This window comes from Comamonas testosteroni (assembly GCF_014076415.1).
Lineage (GTDB): Bacteria > Pseudomonadota > Gammaproteobacteria > Burkholderiales > Burkholderiaceae_C > Comamonas > Comamonas testosteroni_F.
This window is the reverse complement of record NZ_CP043568.1, coordinates 765,562-787,740: the sequence shown is the minus strand read 5'-3', so window position 1 is coordinate 787,740 and position 22,179 is coordinate 765,562. Positions and strand designations below refer to the sequence as shown.

Genomic DNA, 22,179 nt, shown 5'->3' with positions numbered 1-22,179 from the left:
GAGGTGGCAGGCGGTCACCTGCACACCGCCATACGGCTCATTCGGACAGCTGCATCTTCACCAGTTCCGGGTTGGCGGCAATCTCGGCTTCCGTGAACGGCACCTTCAGCCACTGCTGTGCGCTGTAAGCCTGGGTGTAGTCGCCGTAGTGTGGCGAAGCCGGATCGTCGGACAGCGAGAAAGTCAGGAAGGTGTAGGCGTCGACTCCGCCCTTCGGAAAGGAGACCACCTGCATGTACGAATTGCCGTGCGGCTGGTTGTCCATCGCGTAGCCTGCCTGGTTCAGCGCCGCCTGCGAGCAATCGACGGTAAAGTAGCCCACCGCACTGCAACCGCCAAACAGCGGCAGGCGCTGCGCGCTGCGCGTCACGTACAGCACGCTGCCGCGCGCTGCGTCGAACGCAATGCCGCTGGCCTTGACCGTGGCGACTGCGGCATCGAATGCCTTGCCGATCTGCGCCGCCGCTGCGGGGTTGATATCCCGCGGTGTATTGAGCGGATCCGCCGGATTGAACTGAACCTTGTAGAGCGTGGCCTCGGGCACGGACAGCGCGATCAGGTTCGTCCAGAACTCATCCCACACATGCGAGCCGGTCGAAGTCTTCGATCCCTTGCCATCCCACGCGGCCAGTGCAGAACAGGCCGGAGCACGATCCCCACTGGCGCTGGATCCGCAAACCAGCGCCAGGATCTGGTCCTTGAACTGCGCCGACTGCACCCGGCTATCCAGCACCATCTGGCGCACGATCTCGCTGGTGGCAGATTTCCCTGCATAGCCATCGGAGCCTGCCAGACGTTGCACGGCCATGGTATGGCCGAGCCGGGTGCGCAGCGATTGCGACTGCGTGCCCGCCTGTCCGAAGATCGCCGGGAAGCCCGTCAGCGGCTGATTCACATTGCTCAGCCAGTAGCTGTCGTTCATATTGCCCACGTAATCTTCACGCATCAGCGTCGGCATGCGGCTCACGCCGATGGCCCCGGCCTGCACCGAATCGGTATCGGTCACCCACTTGCAGGCCGCGCTCGCACCGCTCAAGACCGGCACGCGCGGCAGCGCCACAGCTGCGGCGGCACTGAACGGCGTCGTGCAGGTTTTGAGCAGCGCATCCGGTGCATTCGGCACCGCGCCCAGATCGGCATACCAGGCCTGCTTGCTGTCCCTGCCCACGGCGACCGTATTGACCCAGGGAATCGCCGCTTCTTCACGCTGGATCCGGGTGAACTCGTCCAACGACTTGGCCTGGTTCCAGCGCATCCATGTGCGCAGCGTGCGGTAGTTTCCGGCATTGATGTCGCGGATGGCGACAGCGCTCTGCGCGGTCCAGCCCATGGCCGGATTGAGACTTGCAAGATTGACGATGGGGCCATGCTCGGACTGGTACATTGTGCGCGTGACCTGATCCACACCGCCATTGGCATTGCGCACGCCGATGGTGACATCCTTGGCTGTCATCGGCACGGATTGGCCGTCCATCATGTAGCGCGTAGGATCCTTTGGATCCAGGCCCAGCACGAAGAAACCGAAGCGCCGTGCGGTGGACACCGTGTGGCTCCAGGCCACGTTGTTGTTGAAGCCGATCTGCACGATGGGCAGGCCCAGGAAGGCCGCGCCACTCGCGTCCACCTCGCCGTCGATGGTGAGCTGCATCTGATAGAAACGATCTGGCCCCTTCCAGTACCAGTGCGGGTTGCCGAACAGCAGTGGACTGTCTCCGGCCGTGCCGGTGGTGCCGAAGCCGTACACGTTGCTGCCGATACCGGCCTTACCGCCGACCTGCAGTTCGGGCGCCTTCATGGCTGCCAATTGCAGGCTTGCCGACTTGGCGCTCGCCGTCTTGGTCACCGGCGGCTGGGCATTGGCGATCGCCGCCACGAAATTGGCATATCCGCCAGCCAGCCCTGCTGCATAGGCACGGCGCCATATATCGTCGGCCGTGATGGGCTGTACCCAGTCTTGTGAACCACAGGCGGCATTGGCCTTTGACTGACCCGACTTCACCTCCTTCACATAGCGGTTGTAGCCGGCAGCGAAGCCCTCCACCATCCTGATCAGCTTTTCGGGCTGTGCGGCCTCCATGGCGACGATGTTTTCGTCGGAAATCACCTGCCGGAAATAGAAATCGGAGTCGATGTTGCGCGGCTGCGCAATGGTGCTGTTGTAGACCGCCAGGGCTTCGCCGCCGAAATGGCGGGAACGCTCGCCGCGGTAGGTCAGCATCGAATCGGCGATGGTGCACAGATTGTCCTGCGCCTGCGCATACCCAACGCCGTAACCCAGGGAGCCCCAGTCCTTGGCCTTGATATGTGGAACACCCATTGTGGTGCGCCGGATCTCGGCGCTGAACTTGCTCTCTGGCGGCTTCACAGGTGAATCCGAGCCGCCGCAGCTTGCCAGCAAGGCTGCGGCGGCGGCAATTGAAGAAAGGGCGAGGTACCGTGCGTACCCGACTCGATGAATGGGCATGAAATTGTCTCCGTTGTCGTTTTGAGGAATAGCACGACCGTGCCATTCAACAAACCATCTTAGGTGTTACAAAATCTTCAGACCCGGGGTAAATTCCCAATGGTTCTTCTGCGGCCTGCATACTTCCCTCAGCCTCCACTGCCCGCGCAGGCCGCTGCTCAGCGCTGTGATCCGCTCTCCGCGCGGGGCACCATCGAGATGATCCTTGCAGCCCATCTCTGTCCTGAACTCCGGCAGTTCCACAAACCGTCGATAGCCAAGAAAGCCCACGCCATGAGTCGTTCCGCCCGCCTGTTGCAGCTGCTGGATGCCCTGCGCCGTGCACGTCTGCCACAGACCGGGCCGCAACTGGCCCAGGCGCTGGACGTGAGCCTGCGCACCATTTACCGCGACATCGCCACCTTGCGCAGTCAGGGCGCGGACATTCTGGGCGACCCCGGCATAGGCTTCGAGATGCGGCCCGGCTTTCTGCTGCCGCCCCTGATGTTCAACGCCGACGAGCTGGAGGCACTGCTGCTGGGCGCGCGCTGGGCCAGCCTGCAAGCCGATCCGCAATTGGCCCAGGCCGCCACCGCCGCCATGGACCGCATACGCTCGGCACTGCCTCTGGAGCTGCGCATCGCCGTCGACACCAGCGGCCTGCTGGTTCCCAATATGCAGACAGACCCTCCGGCCGAGCCCTGGCAGGCCGCGCTGCGCCGCGCCATCCGCGCCGAACACAAGGTCGTGCTGCACTACCGGGACCAGCATGGCGTGCCGAGCCAGCGCCGGGTCTGGCCGTTTGCCATGGCCTACTTCGAGCGCAGCCGCGTGGTCTCTGCCTGGTGCGAGTTGCGCCAAGCCTTTCGTCACTTTCGCGCCGACCGCGTGGACGCGCTCGAAGATCTGGGCGAACGCTATCCACAGCGACGTCAGGCCCTGATACAGCGCTGGCTGGAAGAAACCGGCTACACGCTGGATTGAGCGGCACTGCTGACAGAAACTGTCAGCCCCGGTCTCTACATTGGCTGCATGGCGTTTTTGCCATGTCACAACAGCCCGCCAAGGAGAACCGCAATGTCCACACCTCACCAGCCCAAGCTGCGCTTTTTCAGCAACCCCAGATCACGCGCCCGCATGGTGCGTTGGATGCTGGAGGAGTGCGGTGCCGACTATGAAACCGTTGACCTGGAATTCGGACCCGAGATGAAGTCGCCCGAGTACCTGTCCATCAACCCAATGGGCAAGGTCCCGGCGCTGCAGCATGGCGACGCCGTGGTCACCGAGACCGGAGCCGTCCTTGCCTATCTGGCCGAGCTTTTCCCCGAGAAACGACTGGCCCCGGCGATGGGCAGCCCGGAGCGCGCCAGCTACTTTCGCTGGCTGTTCTTTGTCGCCGGGCCGGTGGAGGCCGTCACAACCGCCCGCAACGAAGGCTGGCTGAAATCGCAAACGCATCAGCAGGCCATGAGCGCGGGCTTTGGCCGCTTTGACGATGTGCTGAACACCTTGCTGCATGCGGTGGCCGGCAAACGCTATGTCTGCGGCGACCACTTCACGGCCGCCGATCTGTATCTGGCCAGCTATATCGGCTGGAGCATGATGGACGGCAGCTTGCCCAGACGGCCCGAATTCGAGGCCTATGCCACGCCGCTGTTGCAGCGTGCAGCCTCGGTGCGCGCCGACGAGATCGACGGCGATATGCAAGCCGCAGCCATGGCGCCAGTCGTTTAAAGGTTTTGGCCCGCAGCGACCGTCCGTCAAGAGCAGGGCCATCAAAACCTATAGCAAACCGCTGCAAACCACTCAGCGTGCCAGGTAACCGCCGTCGACCGGGTAATAAGCACCCGTCACAAACGACGCGCGGTCACTGGCCAGCCAGGCCACCAGTTCGGCAATCTCCTCAGGCTGGCCCAGGCGTCCCATGGGGTGGGCCGCCACCAGCGCCGCATGCGTGGCCGGGTCCTGCTCCAGACCGCTGATCATGGGGGTCTGGATAAAGCCCGGCCCCACGGCATTGACTCGCACGCCCCGGGCCGAATATTCGAGTGCCGCCGCCTTGGTCAGGCCCAGCACGCCATGCTTGGCCGCCGTATAGGCCGCAGAGTTGGCAAAGCCCACGGCACCGAGGATGGACGCCATATTGATGATGGAGCCACCACCGCCCTGCAGCATGGCGGCAATCTGGTATTTGCAGGCATAGAAGACACCCGAGAGATTGACGCGCAGCACCTGCTCCCAGGCATCGAGTGGATAGTCGGCGGTTGGCGCGCTGGCTCCGCCGATGCCGGCGTTGTTGCAGGCCACGTCCAGCCTGCCGAAGTGGCGCATGGTCAGGGCCACCAGCGCTTCATGATCCGCCGGGCTGCCGGCGTCGGCGCGCAGATACTGTGCCTCGGCACCCAGCTCTCGCACCAGGGCCGCGGTCTCCTGGCCCTGCTCCTCGTTGAGGTCGGCCAGCACCACCCGCGCGCCTTCCCGGGCCCATGTCAGCGCCACACAACGGCCTATGCCGGATGCAGCCCCCGTCACCAATGCAACCTTGTCCTTGAGCATCAAAACCTCGCATTCTTGAATCGGCAGACCATTGTGCCGACCTCACCCGCGGCAGCCATGACCTGCATCAAGCCGGGTTCGCTCTCCCCAACGCCGAAGTGCTGACATCATTAGTCGCTACCATCTGCACCAACCCCTCACCCGTCAGATCGATTCGCGCATGCCCGCCTTTACCTTTGAAGCCCTGGATGCCCAGGGCCAGACCCGCAAGGGCACCCTGGAAGCCGACAACGCCCGTGCCGCGCGCAGCCAACTGCGCAGCCAGGCCCTGGTGCCGCTGCAGGTCGAGCCCGTCGCCGCAGGCAAGGGCCAGGGCCGCACCGGCGCTTCCGGATGGTTCACGCGCCCGGTCTTCAACTCCACCAGCCTCGCGGTATGGACCCGCCAGCTCTCGGGCCTGGTCAGCTCCGGCCTGCCCATAGAACGCGCACTGGCCGCTCTGTCCGAGGAAGCCGAGGACGAACGCCAGCATCAGCTGGTTGCAGCGCTGCGGGCAGAGGTCAATGCAGGCTCCAGCTTTGCCAGGGCGCTGGAACAGCATCCACGCGAGTTTTCCGATATCTTCTGCGCCGTGATCGGCGCCGGAGAATCCAGCGGCAGCCTGGGTCCGGTGCTGGAAAACCTGGCCGACGACCTGGAGGCGCGCCAGGCCTTGCAGTCCAAGCTTATCGGCGCCTCGCTATATCCGGCCATCGTGACGCTGGTGGCCATCGTCATCGTGATCTTTCTGGTCAGCTATGTGGTGCCGCAGGTGGCCGGCGTGTTTGCCGGCACCAAGCGTGCGCTGCCGTTTCTCACCGTGGTCATGCTCGGCATCAGCGACTTTGTGCGCCACTACGGCTGGTTCATGCTGGCCGTGGTGCTGCTGGCTGCCGTGGGCTTTCGGCTGGCTCTCAGGAACGAGGCATTCCGCGAGCGCTTCGATGCCCAGTGGCTGCGTCTGCCGCTCATAGGCCGGCTCTCGCGCAGCTATAACGCGGCGCGCTTTGCCGGCACGCTGGCCATGCTGGCCGGAGCGGGCGTGCCCATTCTCAAGGCCTTGCAGGCCGCGGCCGAGACGCTGAACAACCGCGCCCTGCGCGCCGATGCCATGGATGCGCTGGTGCTGGTGCGCGAAGGCGCGCCACTGGCCTCGGCCCTGGCTCAGAAGAAGCGCTTTCCGGGCCTGGTCGCCATGTTCGCCCGGCTGGGCGAGCAGACGGGCCAGCTGCCGCTGATGCTGCAGCGTGCCGCCACCCAGCTGTCCACCGAGGTCCAGCGCCGTGCCATGCACCTGGCCACGATCCTCGAGCCGCTGCTCATCGTCGTCATGGGACTGGTGGTCATGCTCATCGTGCTGGCCGTGCTCATGCCCATCATCCAGCTCAACCAGTTCGTCAAATAGGCCGGCCGCGCCCGCAACGGTGCGGAAGCACCCACTCCAGCTTGGCGCAATTCTTGCTTTCTTTTAGTGCATTGCGGGTTTTTTCCGCAATTTCGCACCAATAAATAGCAAATTTCAGCTGGAGCGTTTTCATGCAAGCACTAAAACAGGGCGCGGATGCCCTGTTCATTCTGATGGGCGCCGTCATGGTCCTGGCCATGCACGCCGGTTTCGCCTTCCTGGAACTGGGCACCGTGCGCCGCAAGAACCAGGTCAATGCCCTGGTCAAGATCCTGGTCGACTTCTCGGTCTCCACCGTGGTCTATTTCGCTCTCGGCTATGGCGTGGCCTACGGCACGCACTTTTTCGTGGGCGCCGAGCAGCTGACGGCACTCAACGGCTATGGCCTAGTCAAGTTCTTCTTTCTGCTGACCTTCGCGGCCGCCATTCCCGCCATCATCTCGGGCGGCATCGCCGAGCGCGCCAAGTTCTGGCCCCAGCTGATCGCCACGGCCATGATCGTGGGCCTGATCTACCCCTTCTTCGAGGGCATTGCCTGGAACCAGCATTTCGGCGTGCAGGCCTGGATCAAGGCGCTGACCGGCGCCGAATTCCACGACTTTGCCGGCAGCGTGGTGGTCCATGCCGTGGGCGGCTGGATCGCCCTGGGCGCCGTGCTGCTGCTGGGCCCGCGCCGCAATCGCTACCGCCAGGGCGGAGCGATTGCCGCCACGCCCCCCTCCAGCATTCCCTTCCTGGCGCTGGGCGCCTGGATTCTGATCGTGGGCTGGTTCGGCTTCAATGTGATGAGCGCCCAGAGTCTGGACAAGATCTCCGGTCTGGTCGCCGTGAACTCGCTGATGGCCATGGTGGGCGGCACGCTGGCAGCCCTGGCCGTGGGCAAGAACGACCCGGGTTTTGTGCACAACGGCCCGCTGGCCGGCCTGGTCGCCGTCTGCGCGGGCTCGGATCTGATGCACCCCCTGGGGGCGCTGGTCGTGGGGGCCGCCGCCGGCGCCATCTTTGTCTTCATGTTCACGCTGACGCAGAACAAATGGAAGATCGACGATGTGCTGGGCGTGTGGCCGCTGCACGGTCTGTGCGGCGCCTGGGGTGGCATTGCGGCGGGCATCTTCGGCACGCAGGCACTGGGCGGGCTTGGCGGCGTGCATCCGCTGGCCCAGCTCATAGGCACGCTGATGGGCGTGGCCTGGGCGGCCCTCGGTGGCCTGCTGGTCTACGGCCTGCTCAAGAAGACCATGGGGCTGCGCCTGAGCCAGGAGCAGGAATTCGACGGAGCCGATCTGTCCATTCACCACATCAGTGCCACGCCCGAGCGCGAAGCCAACTGGTGAGGGCGCGGCGGCCTGCGTATCATCAGAGCTTGTCTGCACATCCGATTGAAGCCGTACCGCCATGGCCATGACCCTGAACGACAAGCTCGTCGTCGCCATCTCCTCGCGAGCCCTGTTCGATTTCGAGGAGGAAAACCGCCTCTTCGAGGACAGCGACCCGGCGAGCTACCTGCGCCTGCAGCGCGAGCGGCTGGACGTGCCTGCCGCACCCGGCGTGGCCTTCTCGCTGGTCAAGAAGCTGCTGGCCTTCAACACGGAAGGACAGCAGCATGTGGAAGTGGTGCTGCTCTCGCGCAACGACCCCGTCAGCGGCATGCGCGTCTTCCGCTCGGCAAAGGCCCACGGCCTGCACTCCATACAGCGCGGCGTATTCACCCAGGGGCGCGACCCTTTCGGCTATCTGCGCCCGCTGGGAGCCCAGCTGTTTCTGTCAGCGAATGCCGATGACGTGACCCAGGCACTGCAGCTGGGCTACCCGGCCGCCCATGTGTTCACCGACTCCATGCGCGCCAGCAGCAGCCATCCCCGCGAAGTGCGCATCGCTTTCGACGGCGATGCCGTGCTGTTTTCCGACGAGGCCGAACGCATCTTCCAGGCCCAGGGCCTGGAGGCTTTCCAGCAGCATGAGCTGGAGAAAGCCGCCCAGCCGCTGCCCGAAGGCCCGTTCAAGCCCCTGCTGGCGGCCCTGCACCGGCTGCAGCAGGCCGATGTAGCCGGCATGCGCGTGCGCACGGCCCTGGTCACGGCGCGCAGCGCCCCGGCCCATGAGCGCGCACTCAATACGCTGATGGACTGGAAGATCGATGTCGATGAGGCCATGTTCCTCGGCGGACTGGCCAAGGGCGGTTTTCTGCGCGAGTTCGAGCCCGATTTCTTCTTCGACGACCAGACCGGCCATGTGCGCAATGCGGCCGGACATGTTCCCTCGGGCCATGTGCGCAGCGGCATTGCCCATGACAAGGCGGCTCTGCCTACGTAAAGCTTGGCAAAGTCCGGCAAGCGAATGCAAAACTTTGAAAGTGCGACGGGCCGGAGGTTGAGAATGCCGTCATGGCCCTCATCTATATCGCTATGTCAAAAGCCAAGAAACACCCCATCGTCGCGCGCAGCAGCTCGGTCATGAAGACCGCCATGGGCGTGCTGCTGACCAGCGCCGTGCTGCTGCTGCCCACGGTGCGCGCCGAAGAAACCGCCGGCGACAAGATCGGGGAAAGACAGGGAACCCAGCTCTCCAAGGGCGAGATCAAGGCCCAGCAGCAATTCAAGATGCTGGACTTCAATCAGGATGGCAAGCTCAGCCGCAAGGAAGTGGCCATCATCCCCAAGCTGGCCGCCGCCTTTGACGAAACCGACACCAACAAGGACGGCTTCGTCACCTATGAGGAAGTGCGCGCCTTTGCCGTCAAGTACCGTGCAGCGCGTGAAAAGGCCAAGGCCGCCGACGCCGTGGCTGCTGCGCCGGCCAAGGACGACGCTCACAAATCAGAAGCTTATAGCGCAGGCCCTGAAAGCAAATAAGATATAAAAATAGCTGAAGCGCTTGAATATCAAGCGCAATCAGCTCTCAAAATCAAAGCAAACGCCTTACTTGGCGTTGCCGCTACGCTTGACCCTGGGCTCGGAATAAGTCAGCGGCTCATTGCGTGCCGTCTGCTTGCTCTGCAGCAGATCTTCCGACTTGCTGGTCTCCTGCGCCTGTTCCACCGCCTGGGCGCTGGCGCGCCACATGGACTGGATGAACTCGATCAGCTGCTTGGAGATAGGCTCCTTGGGCGGCTCCTCCACCTCTTCCTTTTGCTTGATCTCCTCGGCCAGGGTCCAGTCACGGTTCTCGGTGTCGGGAGCCGATGGCTTCTCCGGTTCGCGCACCGTGCGGCCCTCGCCGATCTTGTCCACAGACTCTGGGGCATTCACGGCGTTTACGGGGCGCACCGGCGCGGCGCCCGAAGCCCCTGTGGAGTACAAATCCGCACCCTGGGTACGCCAGGGCGTCTGTGTCCGGTCTAGAGGTGGAATTTGCATGGCTTGGCCCTCGGCAGTAAAAAGGTGCAGGCGGAAAAACAGCTATCTCGCCCTGTTATCGGCCACGCTTGAGAAAACTGTAGGATTATTTTCAATCCTGTTTTGATAGCTATTAGTCTATATATATCAAGCACCGCTGCGCAATTTGATACAAAAAAGGGACTCGCGTTCATACGAGACCCTCGAAATCGTTGTGCTGCGCGGCTTACAGAAAACGCTCCAGCAGCTTGCGCGAATGCCGGTCCAGCTTGCCGCTGTCGGGAATCCGGTATTGCACGCCATCCTGGCCCGTGATCTGCAGCCTGGTACGCCCGGCCAGCTTGCGGATGTCTTCCTCGGCCTTGAGCACCATCTGCGTAGCACCGCGATCCGTCTGCAGATCCCAGGTGCTGGGAGTGGAAAAGCTGGAGACCTTGAGGATGCGCTCTATGGTCGGCACGAACTCCCGCACTGCCAGGTCCTGCTCGATCAGCTGACGATGCTCGGGCTGCAGGTCGGCCATGCGGGCCACCCACAACGCTTCCTTGCCATCGGCGGCGATCAGCGACAGCCCTTCGGCAGGCGCCGCGATGGGAAATGCACGCACGGGAACCACCGCTTCGTAGACCAGGCCGTTGCCCAGGGTCAGCACCAGACGGCCATGGGCGTTGCGCACCAGCTGCATGCCGTTCAGATTGGATTGGGGAGCTTCGATCATTGGGGTTCCTTGGTCTGCAACTTCAGGCCGGCCGCTTGCGCATCCTCTTCGGCACGGCGCGCCTGCGCGTCGTACAGACGGAAGTAATGGCCCTTGAGGTCCATCAGCTCGTCGTGCGGACCCACTTCGACGATCTCGCCACGATCCATGACCACCAGACGGTCGGCCTTGCGCAAGGTGGACAGACGATGGGCAATGGCGATCGTGGTGCGCCCCTGGACCAGATTGTCCAGCGCCTTCTGGATCTCCTTTTCGGTCTCGGTATCCACGGCCGAGGTGGCTTCGTCGAGGATCAGGATGCGCGGATCGATCAGCAGCGCACGCGCGATGGAAATGCGCTGGCGCTCGCCACCCGACAGTCCCTGGCCGCGCTCGCCGACCAGGGAGTCATAGCCGTGGGGCAGGCGCAGGATGAACTCGTGGGCATGGGCGGCACGCGCCGCAGCCACGATTTCCTCGCGCGTGGCGTCGGGCTTGCCATAGGCAATGTTCTCGGCGATCGTGCCGAAGAACAAAAAGGGCTCCTGCAGCACCAGGCCGATATTGCTGCGGTAGTCGGACACGGACATGCGGCGCACGTCCACGCCATCGAGCTGGATGGAGCCCTCGGAGACGTCGTAGAAGCGGCAGATCAGATTCACCAGGGTGCTCTTGCCCGAGCCGCTGTGACCGACCAGGCCGATCATCTCGCCGGGCTTGATCTCCAGGTTCAGATGCTTGATGACGGCACGGCTGCCGTAGCGAAAACCCACATCCTCCATGGTGATGGCGCCCTTGGCCTTGCCGGGCAGCTTCACGGGGTTGCTGGGCTCGGGCACATTGCTGACATGGTCGAGGATATCGAAGATACGCTTGGCACCGGCCGCCGCCTTCTGCGTGACCGAGACAATGCGGCTCATCGAATCCAGGCGGGTATAGAAGCGGCCGATATAGGCGATGAAGGCGGTCAGCACACCGACCGTGATGGAGCCGCCGGCCACCAGATAGATGCCGAAGCCCCAGACCACCAGAATGCCGACCTCGGTCAGCAGCGTCACCGTGGGGGTAAACAGCGACCAGGTCTTGTTGACCTTGTCGTTGGCCTGCAGATTGATCAGGTTGGCGTCGGCAAAGCGGTCGGCTTCACGCTTTTCCTGGGCGAAGGCCTTGACCACGCGGATACCGGGAATGGTGTCGGCCAGCACATTGGTCACCTCGGACCAGACGCGGTCTATCTTCTCGAAGCCCGTGCGCAGGCGGTCGCGCACGGTATGGATCATCCAGGCAATGAAGGGCAGCGGCACCAGCGTGACCAGCGCCAGCCAGGGATTGATGGAGAACAAGATGGCCGATGTCATCACGATCATCAGCACATCGGTCGCAAAATCAAGTGCGTTGAGCGACAGAAACAGATTGATGCGATCGGTTTCGGCACCGATACGCGCCATCAGATCCCCCGTGCGCTTGCTGCCGTAGTAATCCACCGACAGGTTCAGCAAGTGGTTGTAAGTGGTGGTGCGCAGATTGGAGCCTATGCGCTCGGACACCTTGGCCAGCACGAAGGTACGCCCCCACCCCAATGCCCAGGCCAGCAGCGCCGACAGCAGCAGCATGCCCAGATAGAAGAAAACCAGATCCCGGTCGATTTTTTCACCGTTCTGGAATGGAATCAGGATCTTGTCCATCAGCGGGATGGTCAGATAAGGCGCCACCAACTGGGCCGCCGTGGTGGCCAGGGTCAGCAAGAAGCCCAGCAGCAGCTGGCCCTGATAGGGTTTGGCAAAACGCCACAGGCGCAGCAGCACCCAGGTGGAGGTCTGGGGCGCCTGCTGGCGTGCGCAGGCCGGGCATTCTTCGGTATCGGGCGGCAGCACCGAGTGGCAGACCGGGCAATGCGCCACATCCTCATCGCTGACCGCGCTATAGACCTCCTGACGGGCGATGCGCTCGCGCTGGCGGTCGAACTGCTGCATCAGCTGCAGCATGGAGGTCTGGTGCTTCAGCGTGATCAGCCACTGCGCAAGACGCGCGCTCCTGTCATGCAGTTCCAGGTTGCCCACACCGCCATGATCCTGCAGGCGCAGGCTTTGATCTACCGCCAGAGCCCATTCACGCCACTGCCGGGTCTCGGGATCGCAGGCCAGCAGACGCTCCTGGGTCAGGGCCAGCAGGCCGCTGCCGAACTGCAAATCCGCACTCAGGTCAACCGGGACGACGGCTAATACGTTTTCATGTTCAGCGAGCCTGGCTCGCAGCTCGCCCCCCAGGGGGCCGGCAAAGACTGCCGAGGCGTCCACAGTATGGTGATGTTGCATGTTGAGTTATTTTTCTCCGCCGATGGCGGCTCCAAGAGTCATGCGGGCAACCGCATCGGCATGGTGAATATGGCTGCGCCTGACGTCCGATATACCCTGGTTAACGCGCGAACCTGCATTTAGGCTGACAAGCTTCACAATGCAGATTCTGGGCGCACAATGCCAACCTATCAGGGGCAGGAGTTTAAGAAAACCTGCTCTCCTCATTCCTATCCGCTGATCAACATGGCGAAATTCAACGACATCCAACTCTTGCGCACAACTTTCCTGCGTGGCCCCAGTGTCTGGACCTACCGCCCGGTACTGGAGGTCTGGCTGGATCTGGGAGAGCTGGAAGACTATCCGTCCAACAAGATTCCCGGCCTCAACGAGCGCCTGACCAGCTGGCTGCCCGACCTGATCGAGCACACCTGCGGCGTCGGCGAGCGCGGTGGCTTCATCCAGCGCCTGGAAGGCGGCACCTGGATGGGCCATGTGCTGGAACATGTGATCATCGAGCTGCTGAACCTGGCCGGCATGCCCGCCGAGTTCGGTCAGACCCGAGAAATATCCAGGCGCGGCGTGTACCGCATGGTGTTCCGCTGCCCCGAAGAGGCCGTGGCCCGCGTGGCGCTGGAATACGGGCACAAGCTGCTGATGGCGGCCATCAATGACGAGGCGTTCGACCTCAAGCCCGCCGTGCATGCCATCAAGACGGCCATCAACGACCGCTACCTGGGCCCCTCGACCGGTTGCATCGTCGATGCCGCCAGCGAGCGCCGCATCCCCCATATCCGCCTGAACGACGGCAATCTGGTGCAGCTGGGCTATGGCGCAGCGCAGCGCCGCATCTGGACGGCAGAGTCCGACCAGACCAGCGCCATCGCCGAAGGCATTGCCCAGGACAAGGACTTCACCAAGCGCCTGCTGGCCGCCTGCGGCGTTCCCGTGCCCGAAGGCCAGATCGTGGCCAGCCCCGAGGAAGCCTGGGAAGTGGCGCAGGACATCGGCTTTCCCGTCACCGTCAAGCCCTCGGACGGCAACCATGCCCGTGGCGTGACCCTGGAGCTGTCCAAGGAAGCGGACATCAAGGCCGCGTTTGCACTGGCCCAGCCCGAAGGCTCGGACGTGATCGTCGAAAAATTCATCGACGGCGTCGAGCACCGCCTGCTGGTCGTGGGCGGCAAGGTGGTGGCAGCGACCAAGGGCGAGACGGTTTCCGTCTACGGCAACGGCAATGCCACGCTGCGCGAGCTGGTGGAAGTGCTGAACCAGGACCCGCGCCGCGGTCCCGAGCAGGAATACCCGCTGGACTGGATCAATCTGGAAGCCGGCGCCGTCAAGCTGGAACTCAATCGCCAGCATGTGACGCCCGACAGCGTGATTCCCCAGGGTCAGGGCGTGCTGCTGCAGCGCAATGGCAATATGGCCATCGACTGCCTGGACGACGTGCACCCCGACGTGGCTTACTACGCCGTGCTGGCCGCCAAGATCGTCGGCCTGGACATTGCCGGCATGGACATGATCCTCAAGGATGTCTCCAAGCCCATGCAGGGCCAGGGAGCGATTCTGGAAGTCAACGCCGGCCCCGGCCTGTTGATGCACCTCAAGCCCACCAGCGGCGCACCGCGCCCCGTGGGCATGGCCATTGCCGACCATCTCTTCCCCCGCGAAGACGGTGCCGGCGCCGGTCGCATCCCCGTGGTCGGCATTGTGGGCACACGCAACAACGCCTTCATCTCGCGCCTGGTCGGCTGGCTGCTGCAGCTGTCGGGCAAGCTGACCGGCGTGGCCAGCGGCGAAGGCATGTTCCTCGCCAATCGCCAGACACAAAAGACCAATACCGCCAACTGGGCCGGTGCCCATCGCCTGCTGACCAACCGTCTGGCCGAAGCCGCCGTCATCCAGACCACGGCCCGTTCCATTCTGGAAGAAGGCCTGGCCTATGACCGCTGCCTGGTCGGCGTGGTCACCGACATGGACGGCTACGAGCAACTGGCCGATCACGATGTGCTGGAGCCCGGCCAGATGCGCCGCGTGATGCGCACCCAGATCGACGTGGTGCTGGACGACGGTGCAGGCGTGCTCAACGCCGACCTGCCCGAGGTGGCCGATCTGGCCGAGCTCTGCGACGGCGAAGTCATTCTGTACGCCACCAGCGCCGACAACGAATTTGTCGCCGCCCACCGCGCCAACACCGAAGCCCGTCACGAAGGCGGCCGCGCCGTCTTCATCAAGGGCAACAGCGTGGTGCTGGCCACCGGCACCCAGGAACGCGTGCTGGGCACGCTCGATGCCCTGTCCCTGGCCGGCGGCAAGCGCCCCGACACCTCGGCACTGCTGGCTGCGATTGCCACCGCCTGGGCCCTGGACATCACGCCCGAGCTGATCGGCGCCGGCATCAAGACCTTTGAATACCAGGCCTGATTGCCTCATAAACGCTTCAACAGATATAGCTGCTGACGCTTATCAGATAAGCGTCAAACCAAGAAATAGCTTGAAATCCAGCTGAAAGAAACACTATGCAGATCACTCGCACCCGAGCCTTGCGCGGCCCCAACCTCTGGACCCGCAGCACCGCCATCGAAGCCATCGTGCACTGCGAAGACAGCGAGCTGCTGTACACCGCCATGCCCGGCTTTGAAGAAAAGCTGCGTGCGCGTTTCCCCACCATCGGCACGCTGCAGCCGCACGGCGCAGACCAGCGCCTGTCGCTGGCCCATGTGCTGGAAGTCGCCGCCCTTTCGCTGCAGGCCCAGGCAGGCTGCCCAGTCACCTTCAGCCGCACCCATGAGACCGTGGATCACGGCACTTTCCAGGTGGTGGTCGAGTACACCGAGGAATCCGTGGGCAAGCTGGCCATGGAGCGTGCCGAAGCCCTGATTCAGGCCGCACTGAAGGACACCGCCTTCGATGCCGACGCAACGATTGCCGAGCTGCGCGAGCTGGACGAGGACGACCGCATCGGCCCCTCGACCGGCGCCATCGTCGATGCCGCCGTAGCGCGCGGCATTCCCTTCCGTCGCCTGACCACCGGCTCGCTGGTACAGCTGGGCTGGGGCTCGCGCGCGCGCCGTTTTCAGGCCGCCGAGCTGGACTCCACCAGCGCCGTGGCCGAATCCATTGCGCAGGACAAGGACCTGACCAAGCGCCTGCTGCATGCAGCCGGTGTGCCCGTGCCCATGGGCCGCCCCGTCACCGACGTGGAAGACGCCTGGGCCGTGGCCCAGGAAGTGGGACTTCCCGTGGTGGTCAAACCCCAGGACGGCAACCAGGGCAAGGGCGTGGTGGTGAACATCACCACCCGCGAAGGGCTGGAGGCCGCCTTCAAGACTGCCAGAGAGTTCGGCGATGAAATCATGGTCGAGCGCTTTCTGCCCGGTCACGACTTCCGCCTGTTGGTCGTTGGCGGCCAGCTGGTGGCAGCCGCTCGCCGCGAGCCCCCCCAGGTCCTGGGCGACGGCCAGCACACCATCCGCGAGCTGGTGGACATCGTCAACCAGGACCCCCGCCGCGGCTCGGGCCACGGCACGGCGCTGACCAAGGTGCGTCTGGACGATATCGCCATCGCGCGCATCGCCAGCGAAGGCCTGACGCCTGACAGCGTGCCCGCCCAGGGCCAGCGCGTGGTGCTGCGCAACAACGCCAATCTGTCCACCGGCGGCAGCGCCACCGACGTGACCGATGACGTGCACCCCGAAATCGCCGCCCGCGCCATCGAGGCCGCACAGACCATAGGCCTGCATATCTGCGGTGTGGACGTGGTCTGCGAAACTATGCTCAAGCCCCTGGAAGAGCAAAGTGGCGGCATTGTGGAAGTCAACGCCGCTCCAGGCCTGCGCATGCACCTGGCGCCCTCCTTCGGCCGTCCCCGCAATGTGGGCGTGCCCATGGTGGACGAGCTGTTCGCGCCCGGTGATGACGGCCGCATCCCCCTGGTCGCCGTCACCGGAACCAACGGCAAGACCACGACCACGCGCGTGATCGCCCATCTGTTCACCTCGCATGGCTGGCGCACTGCCATGACCAACACCGATGGCGTGTACGTCAACGGCCGCCAGATCGACAGCGGCGACTGCTCCGGCCCCAAGAGTGCGCGCAACGCCCTCGCCCACCCCGAGACCGATGCAGCCGTGCTGGAATGCGCACGCGGCGGCATCTTGCGCGAAGGCCTGGGCTTTGACCGCTGCCAGGTCGCCGTGGTCACCAATGTGGGCGAAGGCGACCATCTGGGTCTGAACTTCATCACCACCAAGGAAGATGTCGGCGTGCTCAAGCGCGTCATCGTGCAGAACGTGGCTCCCACGGGCTATGCCGTGCTCAACGCCGCCGATCCGCTGGTCGCGGCCATGGCCCATGTCTGCCCCGGCAAGGTCATCTTCTTTGCCGCAGACCGCCACCACCCCGTCATGGCCACGCACCGTGCCCAGGGCAGCCGCGTGGTCTATGTCGATGGCGACGCCATCGTGGCTGCAGAAGGTTCCTGGCGCGAGAGCATCGCGCTGCGCGACATTCCGCTGACCCGCAACGGCACCATCACCTTCCAGGTGGAAAACGTCATGGCCTCCATCGGCGCCGCCTGGGCGGCCGGCCTGCCCTGGCAGACCATCCGCCGCGGTCTGGCCGGCTTCCTCAACGACAGCGACAACGCCCCTGCCCGCTTCAACGTGATGGATTACAAGGGCGCCACCATCATTGCCGACTACGGCCACAACCCGGACGCCATTCGCGCGCTGTCCCAGGCCGTGGAAGCCATGCCTGCCAAGCGCCGCAGCGTGGTGATCTCGGGCGCCGGCGATCGCCGCGACCAGGACATCACCGAACAGACCCAGATTCTGGGCAAGGTGTTCGATGATGTGGTGCTTTATCAGGACGCCTGCCAACGTGGCCGCGTGGATGGCGAAGTGCTGGCCCTGCTGAAAAAGGGCCTGGAAGGCGCGCCGCGCACCAGCTACAGCACAGAGATCCATGGCGAGTTCCTCGCCATCGACCATGCCCTGGCCCGCCTGCAGCCCGGCGACCTGTGCCTGGTGCTGGTGGATCAGGTGGAAGAAGCTCTGGAGCATCTGCGCAAGCATGTGAATGGACAGTGACCCCCTGAGGCGCTGACGCGCCTTCCCCCTGAGGGGGACGAGGGCCTCGCCGCGAGGCGGCGCGGCCGGCCAGGCTCTTGCCTGCCATCTCTCGCTTGAGCAAGTGCCCATGTTCCAGCCCAGGAGCCGTGCATGAACCCTCGGCACCTCCATACCGACCCGGCCTTGCGCCGGGTTTTGTCATTGAAGTCACAGCACTTTGCACCTGCAGCAGGGCTTGGGCGGCGGTTTTCACGCATGGTCTGAGGCGGCAGACGACGTATGATGCGCACGCATATCAGCAGCGCCCACCCCATGACCTTGCAACAGCTTCGCCGCATAGCCACCTGCCTGCTGGGCCGGTGCGTGCTGGCATGGATGGCACTGTCCATGGGAGTGGCGGCGGCCGCTCCACTGATCCAATCTCAGGGGCTTGAGCTGATCTGCACCAGCACCGGCGCGGTCAAGCTGATCGTCAAGGGCGAAGACGGCGGCAGTGCCCTGGGTGCGGGCCACCTCGATTGCCCCATGTGCCTGCCCCATGCAGCACCGCCTCCGCCCGCGCTGCAGCTGCCGCCCCCTACCCAGTCGCCGCTGTGGCATGCACTGCAGCCTGTGCAGCGCGCACGCATCGCCTCCCTTACCGCCGCGCCCCTGCCTGCGCGCGGACCGCCCGGCGCTTATCTCTGAACGTTTCCCGGCTCCGGCGCAGCACTGACATGCGCTGGCCGCCATTCGTTTTGCAGGACATCGCGGCTTGCCGCATGTCCCGAGGTAAGCATCCATGAACAAGATTTTTCTGCCACTCGTGGTCGGTGGCATCGCCTGGCCGTGCCTGGCCCAGACTGCCACCGAATCCAGCGATCTGCCCGAGCGCAGCCGGACCCTGGGCGTGGTCACCGTCAACGGCGGCCAGCCCAGCTCGCTGCCCACGCAGATTCCGACCACCATCGAAGGCATCACGCGCGAGGAGATAGAGACCCGCATCAATGCCACCGACAGCGAAGATGCCCTGAAATATCTGCCCAGCCTGCTGGTGCGCAAGCGCTATATCGGCGACTACAACCACGCCATCCTCTCCACGCGGGCTTCGGGCACGGGCAATAGCGCGCGCTCGGCCGTCTATGCCGACGGCATTCTGCTGTCCAACTATCTGGGCAACGGCATTGCCAACGGCAGCAACTACGCACCGCGCTGGGGCCTGGTGACGCCCGAGGAGATCGAACGCGTCGACGTCATGTACGGCCCGTTCTCGGCCGCCTACCCCGGCAATTCCGCCGGCGCCGTGGTGGACTATGTGACGCGCATGCCCGACAAGCTCGAAGCCCATGTGGCGGCGGGCTATGCCCACCAGAGCGCCGGCGTGCTGGGCAGCAGCGGCCATTACCGCAGCTGGAATACCAGCGCTTCCATAGGCAGCAGAAGCGGCGACTGGTCGTACTGGATCAATCTGAGCCGCAGCGACAGCCAGGGCCAGCCCATGACCTTCCCCACCGTGCTGCAGTCCGCCGGCGTGGCGGGCGGTGCCGGCACGCGCGTGACTGGCGCAATCGCCGGGCTCAGCACCACCAACCAGCCCTGGTACATCCTGGGTGCGGGCACGCAGTACCGTACCAGGCAGGATCACGCCAAGATCAAGCTGGCCTATGACATCACGCCCACGCTGCGCGCCAGCTACACGCTGGGCTGGTGGCAGAACAGCGCCCGAGGCAGCTCCGAGACCTATCTGCGCGGGCCGGACGGCCAGCCGGTTTACAGCGGCAATATCAATATCGACGGCAAGACCTACAAGCTGGCAGACACCGCATTCGGACTGAGCCAGGACCAGCAGACCCACACCATGCATGGCGTCTCGCTCAAAAGCCATACCCAGGGCGAGCTCGACTGGGAGCTCAGCGCCAGTCTCTATGACTACGGCAAGGATCAGCAGCGCGTGCCCATCGTGGCCCAGCCGGCTGCCAATCTGGGCGGCAAGGGCACGCTGCAGGATCAGGACGGCACGGGCTGGAACACGCTGGCTGCCAAGGGCACATGGCGGCCGCAGGGAATGAAAGGCGCACATATCGTGGATTTCGGCCTGGGCCGCGATGCCTACAAGCTCAACATCGGCAAATACAACGTGCTCGGCGACTGGCAGTCCGGCCCGGCCAACGAGCAGTCCATCGTCAGCCAGGTCGGCGGCAGGGCCGAGACCCGCTATGCCTGGGCACAGGACAGCTGGCAGCTGGCCAGAGACTGGAAGGCCGTGCTGGGCCTGCGCTGGGAGGACTGGACGGCCAGCCAGGGCCACACCGCCACGGCCAGCAGCCAGCTGAGTTACGCCCAGCGCAGCGAATCGCATTTCTCGCCCAAGGCCGCGCTGGCCTATCAGCTGGCCCGCAGCACCATGCTCAAGGCATCGCTGGGCCGTGCCGTGCGCTTTCCCACGGTGGGCGAGCTGTATGGCGCGACCTCTGGCGGCGCGCTGTCCTTCATCAACGACCCGAATCTGAAACCCGAAAAGTCCTGGACGGGCGAGCTGACGGCCGAGCAAGACCTGGGCAATGGTTTGCTGCGCGCCACCTGGTTCCACGAGCGCACGCGTGATGCGCTTTACAGCCAGCTGATTGCCGGCACAACCATCTCTGCGGTGCAGAACGTGGATCAGGTCAGGACCTCGGGGCTGGAGCTGGCTTACTCGGCGCAATCGGTGTGGATTCGGGGGCTGGACCTGGGCGGCAGCCTGACCTGGGCCAATTCGCGCATCACGGCCAATGCCGCCAATCCGGCCAGCGTGAGTAAATGGCAGCCGCGCGTGCCGCGCTGGCGTGCCACGGCCTGGGCCACCTACAAGCCCGATGAACGCTGGGCCCTGACGGTGGCCGCGCGCTACAGCGGGCGCCAGTACTCGAATCTGGACAACAGCGATGCGCATGCCGACACCTATATGGGTGCCAGCCAGTATTTCAGCGTCGATCTGCGGGCCCGCTATCAGATCGACAGACAGCTATCGGCAGCCTTTGGCATAGACAACGCCAACAATGCCAGGTACTGGAACTTCCATCCCTATCCGCAGAGAACCTTTAGCGCTTCCCTGCGCTGGGACCTTTAAGCGGCCACAAGCCTGTGGGTCTTGCGCATCCTGAATGTACCCAGGCAGGCCAGCAGCGCCAGGGCCAGGCCCAGCACGCAGGCACCTTGCCAGCCGTCGATGCGCCAGGCGAGAGTCCCCAGTGCCGAGCCCGCCGCCGCGCCCGTGAAATAGCCCGTCATATAGACGGCATTCATGCGGCCGCGCGCCGCGGGCAGCAACTGGGCCACCGTGGCCTGGTTGGTGATGTTCAGGCATTGCAGGCCCAGATCGATCACCACCATGCCCAGCACGAACCAGCCCAGATGTGCTCCGCCCACCCACAGCAGGGGCCAGGATAGCAGCAGGGCCAGCGCCCCGATGGCGCAGCTCACGCGCCCAAGACCCTTGTCCACCAGCCGCCCCGCCTGCGTGGCCACCAGGGCACCCGCCGCGCCGGCCAGACCGGTCAAACCGATCTGCCCATCATCCAGGCCCAGGGGACCGCTGGACAACTGCAGCGCCATGGTCGAGAACAGCACGCTGACCGAGGCAAACGCCAGCGCGCTGACCAGGGTACGCTGGCGCAGACCCGGCTGGCTGCGCAGCAGATGCCACATGCTTCTCAGCACCTGTGGATAACTGACAGGGCTGGGGTTGCGCGATGCCGGCAGCGCCTTCCACAGCCACAGCGCCACCACGGCCATCACCAGCGCAGCGCCCTGGTAGACGGCCTGCCAGCCCCAGGCCTCAGAGACCATGCCGGCCACGCTGCGGGCCAGCAAGATACCCAGCAGCAGACCGCTCATCACCCAGCCCACGGCCCGCCCGCTTTGCCCCGGCTGGGCCAGTGCCGCCGCCATGGGCACCAGCACCTGGGCCGCAACCGAGAACAGGCCCGCCATCAGCGTGCCCAGCAGAAACAGATCGAACTGGCCCGCCAGGCCGCACAGCGCCTGCCCCAGGGCCGCCAGCAGCATCAGGCTCACCGCCAGGCCGCGGCGCTGCAGCTTGTCGCCCAGAGGGGCCAGCAGCAGCAGGCCTGCCGCATAGGCCACCTGGGCCAGTGTCACGCTGGTCGCGGCCGCCGACTCGCTGACCAAGAAGTGAGCGGCAATCGAGTGCAGCAGCGGCTGGTTGAAATAATTGCCGCCTGCACACAGGCCGCAGGCCAGTGCCATCAACAAAAGGGAGGAAGCGCTCAGACCGGGCGCGGAAACGTTCACCGACATAGATAACAGCCACATCCGGCGGATGCGGCGCTTGCATGGAGCCACCACCCGAGGGGCAGTCGCTGATCAAAGAGGGAGTTCGGAAGTCCGGCATGCGCTGTGTCATGCCTGTGGCAG

The 22,179-nt window shown here is 64.5% G+C and carries 16 protein-coding genes; 10 read left to right on the top strand and 6 right to left on the bottom strand.

Going from position 1 to position 22,179, the window contains the following annotated elements; all coding sequences use genetic code 11:
- Positions 1-37 precede the first annotated feature (37 nt).
- Positions 38-2,464: a penicillin acylase family protein gene (locus F0P97_RS03515; RefSeq protein ID WP_182285639.1), complete on the bottom strand. Its 2,427-nt coding sequence runs from the start codon at positions 2,462-2,464 to the stop codon at positions 38-40.
- 273 nt (positions 2,465-2,737) lie between these two features.
- On the opposite strand from F0P97_RS03515, the gene F0P97_RS03510 reads away from it, so the two are divergent.
- Together F0P97_RS03510 and F0P97_RS03505 are read left to right on the top strand one after the other, a co-directional pair.
- Complete coding sequence (locus F0P97_RS03510; RefSeq protein WP_182285638.1) at positions 2,738-3,427, top strand: helix-turn-helix transcriptional regulator; 690 nt, start codon at positions 2,738-2,740, stop codon at positions 3,425-3,427.
- A gap of 93 nt (positions 3,428-3,520) precedes the next feature.
- On the top strand, positions 3,521-4,177 hold the full coding sequence (locus F0P97_RS03505) for a glutathione S-transferase family protein (RefSeq protein WP_182285637.1): 657 nt from the start codon (positions 3,521-3,523) through the stop codon (positions 4,175-4,177).
- A gap of 72 nt (positions 4,178-4,249) precedes the next feature.
- Here F0P97_RS03505 and F0P97_RS03500 read toward each other — a convergent pair whose 3' ends face one another.
- Positions 4,250-4,999, bottom strand: coding sequence for an SDR family NAD(P)-dependent oxidoreductase (locus F0P97_RS03500; protein WP_182285636.1), 750 nt, complete (start codon positions 4,997-4,999; stop codon positions 4,250-4,252).
- Positions 5,000-5,159: 160 nt separating this feature from the next.
- Between F0P97_RS03500 and gspF the strand changes: the two genes are divergently transcribed.
- From gspF to F0P97_RS03480, 4 genes are all read left to right on the top strand, one after another.
- The gene (gene gspF / locus F0P97_RS03495; protein WP_182285635.1) at positions 5,160-6,383 is read left to right on the top strand and encodes a type II secretion system inner membrane protein GspF; all 1,224 of its coding nucleotides are present in this window, start codon (positions 5,160-5,162) and stop codon (positions 6,381-6,383) included.
- Positions 6,384-6,514: 131 nt separating this feature from the next.
- Positions 6,515-7,717: an ammonium transporter gene (locus F0P97_RS03490; protein WP_182285634.1), complete on the top strand. Its 1,203-nt coding sequence runs from the start codon at positions 6,515-6,517 to the stop codon at positions 7,715-7,717.
- 61 nt (positions 7,718-7,778) lie between these two features.
- Positions 7,779-8,696, top strand: coding sequence for a 5'-nucleotidase (locus F0P97_RS03485; protein WP_003074223.1), 918 nt, complete (start codon positions 7,779-7,781; stop codon positions 8,694-8,696).
- A 71-nt stretch (positions 8,697-8,767) separates the two neighbouring features.
- Entirely contained in the window at positions 8,768-9,235 is a 468-nt protein-coding gene (locus F0P97_RS03480; protein ID WP_182285633.1) for an EF-hand domain-containing protein, read from the top strand.
- A gap of 66 nt (positions 9,236-9,301) precedes the next feature.
- On the opposite strand, the gene F0P97_RS03475 is transcribed toward F0P97_RS03480, so the two are convergent.
- The 3 genes from F0P97_RS03475 to F0P97_RS03465 form a co-directional block, all read right to left on the bottom strand.
- Complete coding sequence (locus tag F0P97_RS03475; protein ID WP_182285632.1) at positions 9,302-9,739, bottom strand: hypothetical protein; 438 nt, start codon at positions 9,737-9,739, stop codon at positions 9,302-9,304.
- 205 nt (positions 9,740-9,944) lie between these two features.
- Complete coding sequence (locus tag F0P97_RS03470) at positions 9,945-10,436, bottom strand: DUF1854 domain-containing protein (RefSeq protein WP_182285631.1); 492 nt, start codon at positions 10,434-10,436, stop codon at positions 9,945-9,947.
- Positions 10,433-12,730 carry an ABC transporter ATP-binding protein gene (locus F0P97_RS03465; protein ID WP_182285630.1) on the bottom strand — a complete coding sequence of 766 codons (2,298 nt, stop codon included), beginning with the start codon at positions 12,728-12,730 and terminating at the stop codon, positions 10,433-10,435. The genes F0P97_RS03470 and F0P97_RS03465 overlap by 4 nt, the downstream gene beginning before the upstream one ends.
- A 225-nt stretch (positions 12,731-12,955) precedes the next feature.
- Between F0P97_RS03465 and cphA (F0P97_RS03460) the strand changes: the two genes are divergently transcribed.
- The 4 genes from cphA (F0P97_RS03460) (at position 12,956) to F0P97_RS03445 (ending at position 20,872) form a co-directional block, all read left to right on the top strand.
- Positions 12,956-15,136, top strand: coding sequence for a cyanophycin synthetase (cphA, locus tag F0P97_RS03460; protein WP_182285629.1), 2,181 nt, complete (start codon positions 12,956-12,958; stop codon positions 15,134-15,136).
- Between the two features lie 95 nt (positions 15,137-15,231).
- Entirely contained in the window at positions 15,232-17,802 is a 2,571-nt protein-coding gene (cphA, locus tag F0P97_RS03455) for a cyanophycin synthetase (protein ID WP_182285628.1), read from the top strand.
- A 294-nt stretch (positions 17,803-18,096) separates the two neighbouring features.
- A complete protein-coding gene (locus F0P97_RS03450) occupies positions 18,097-18,471 on the top strand; it encodes a DUF2946 family protein (RefSeq protein WP_182287094.1) in 375 nt (124 codons plus the stop codon).
- 94 nt (positions 18,472-18,565) lie between these two features.
- A complete protein-coding gene (locus F0P97_RS03445; RefSeq protein WP_182285627.1) occupies positions 18,566-20,872 on the top strand; it encodes a TonB-dependent receptor in 2,307 nt (768 codons plus the stop codon).
- Here the strand turns inward: F0P97_RS03445 and F0P97_RS03440 are convergent.
- Positions 20,869-22,062, bottom strand: coding sequence for an MFS transporter (locus tag F0P97_RS03440; RefSeq protein ID WP_182285626.1), 1,194 nt, complete (start codon positions 22,060-22,062; stop codon positions 20,869-20,871). The two genes, F0P97_RS03445 and F0P97_RS03440, sit on opposite strands and share 4 nt — an antisense overlap.
- Between the last annotated feature and the right edge of the window lie 117 nt (positions 22,063-22,179).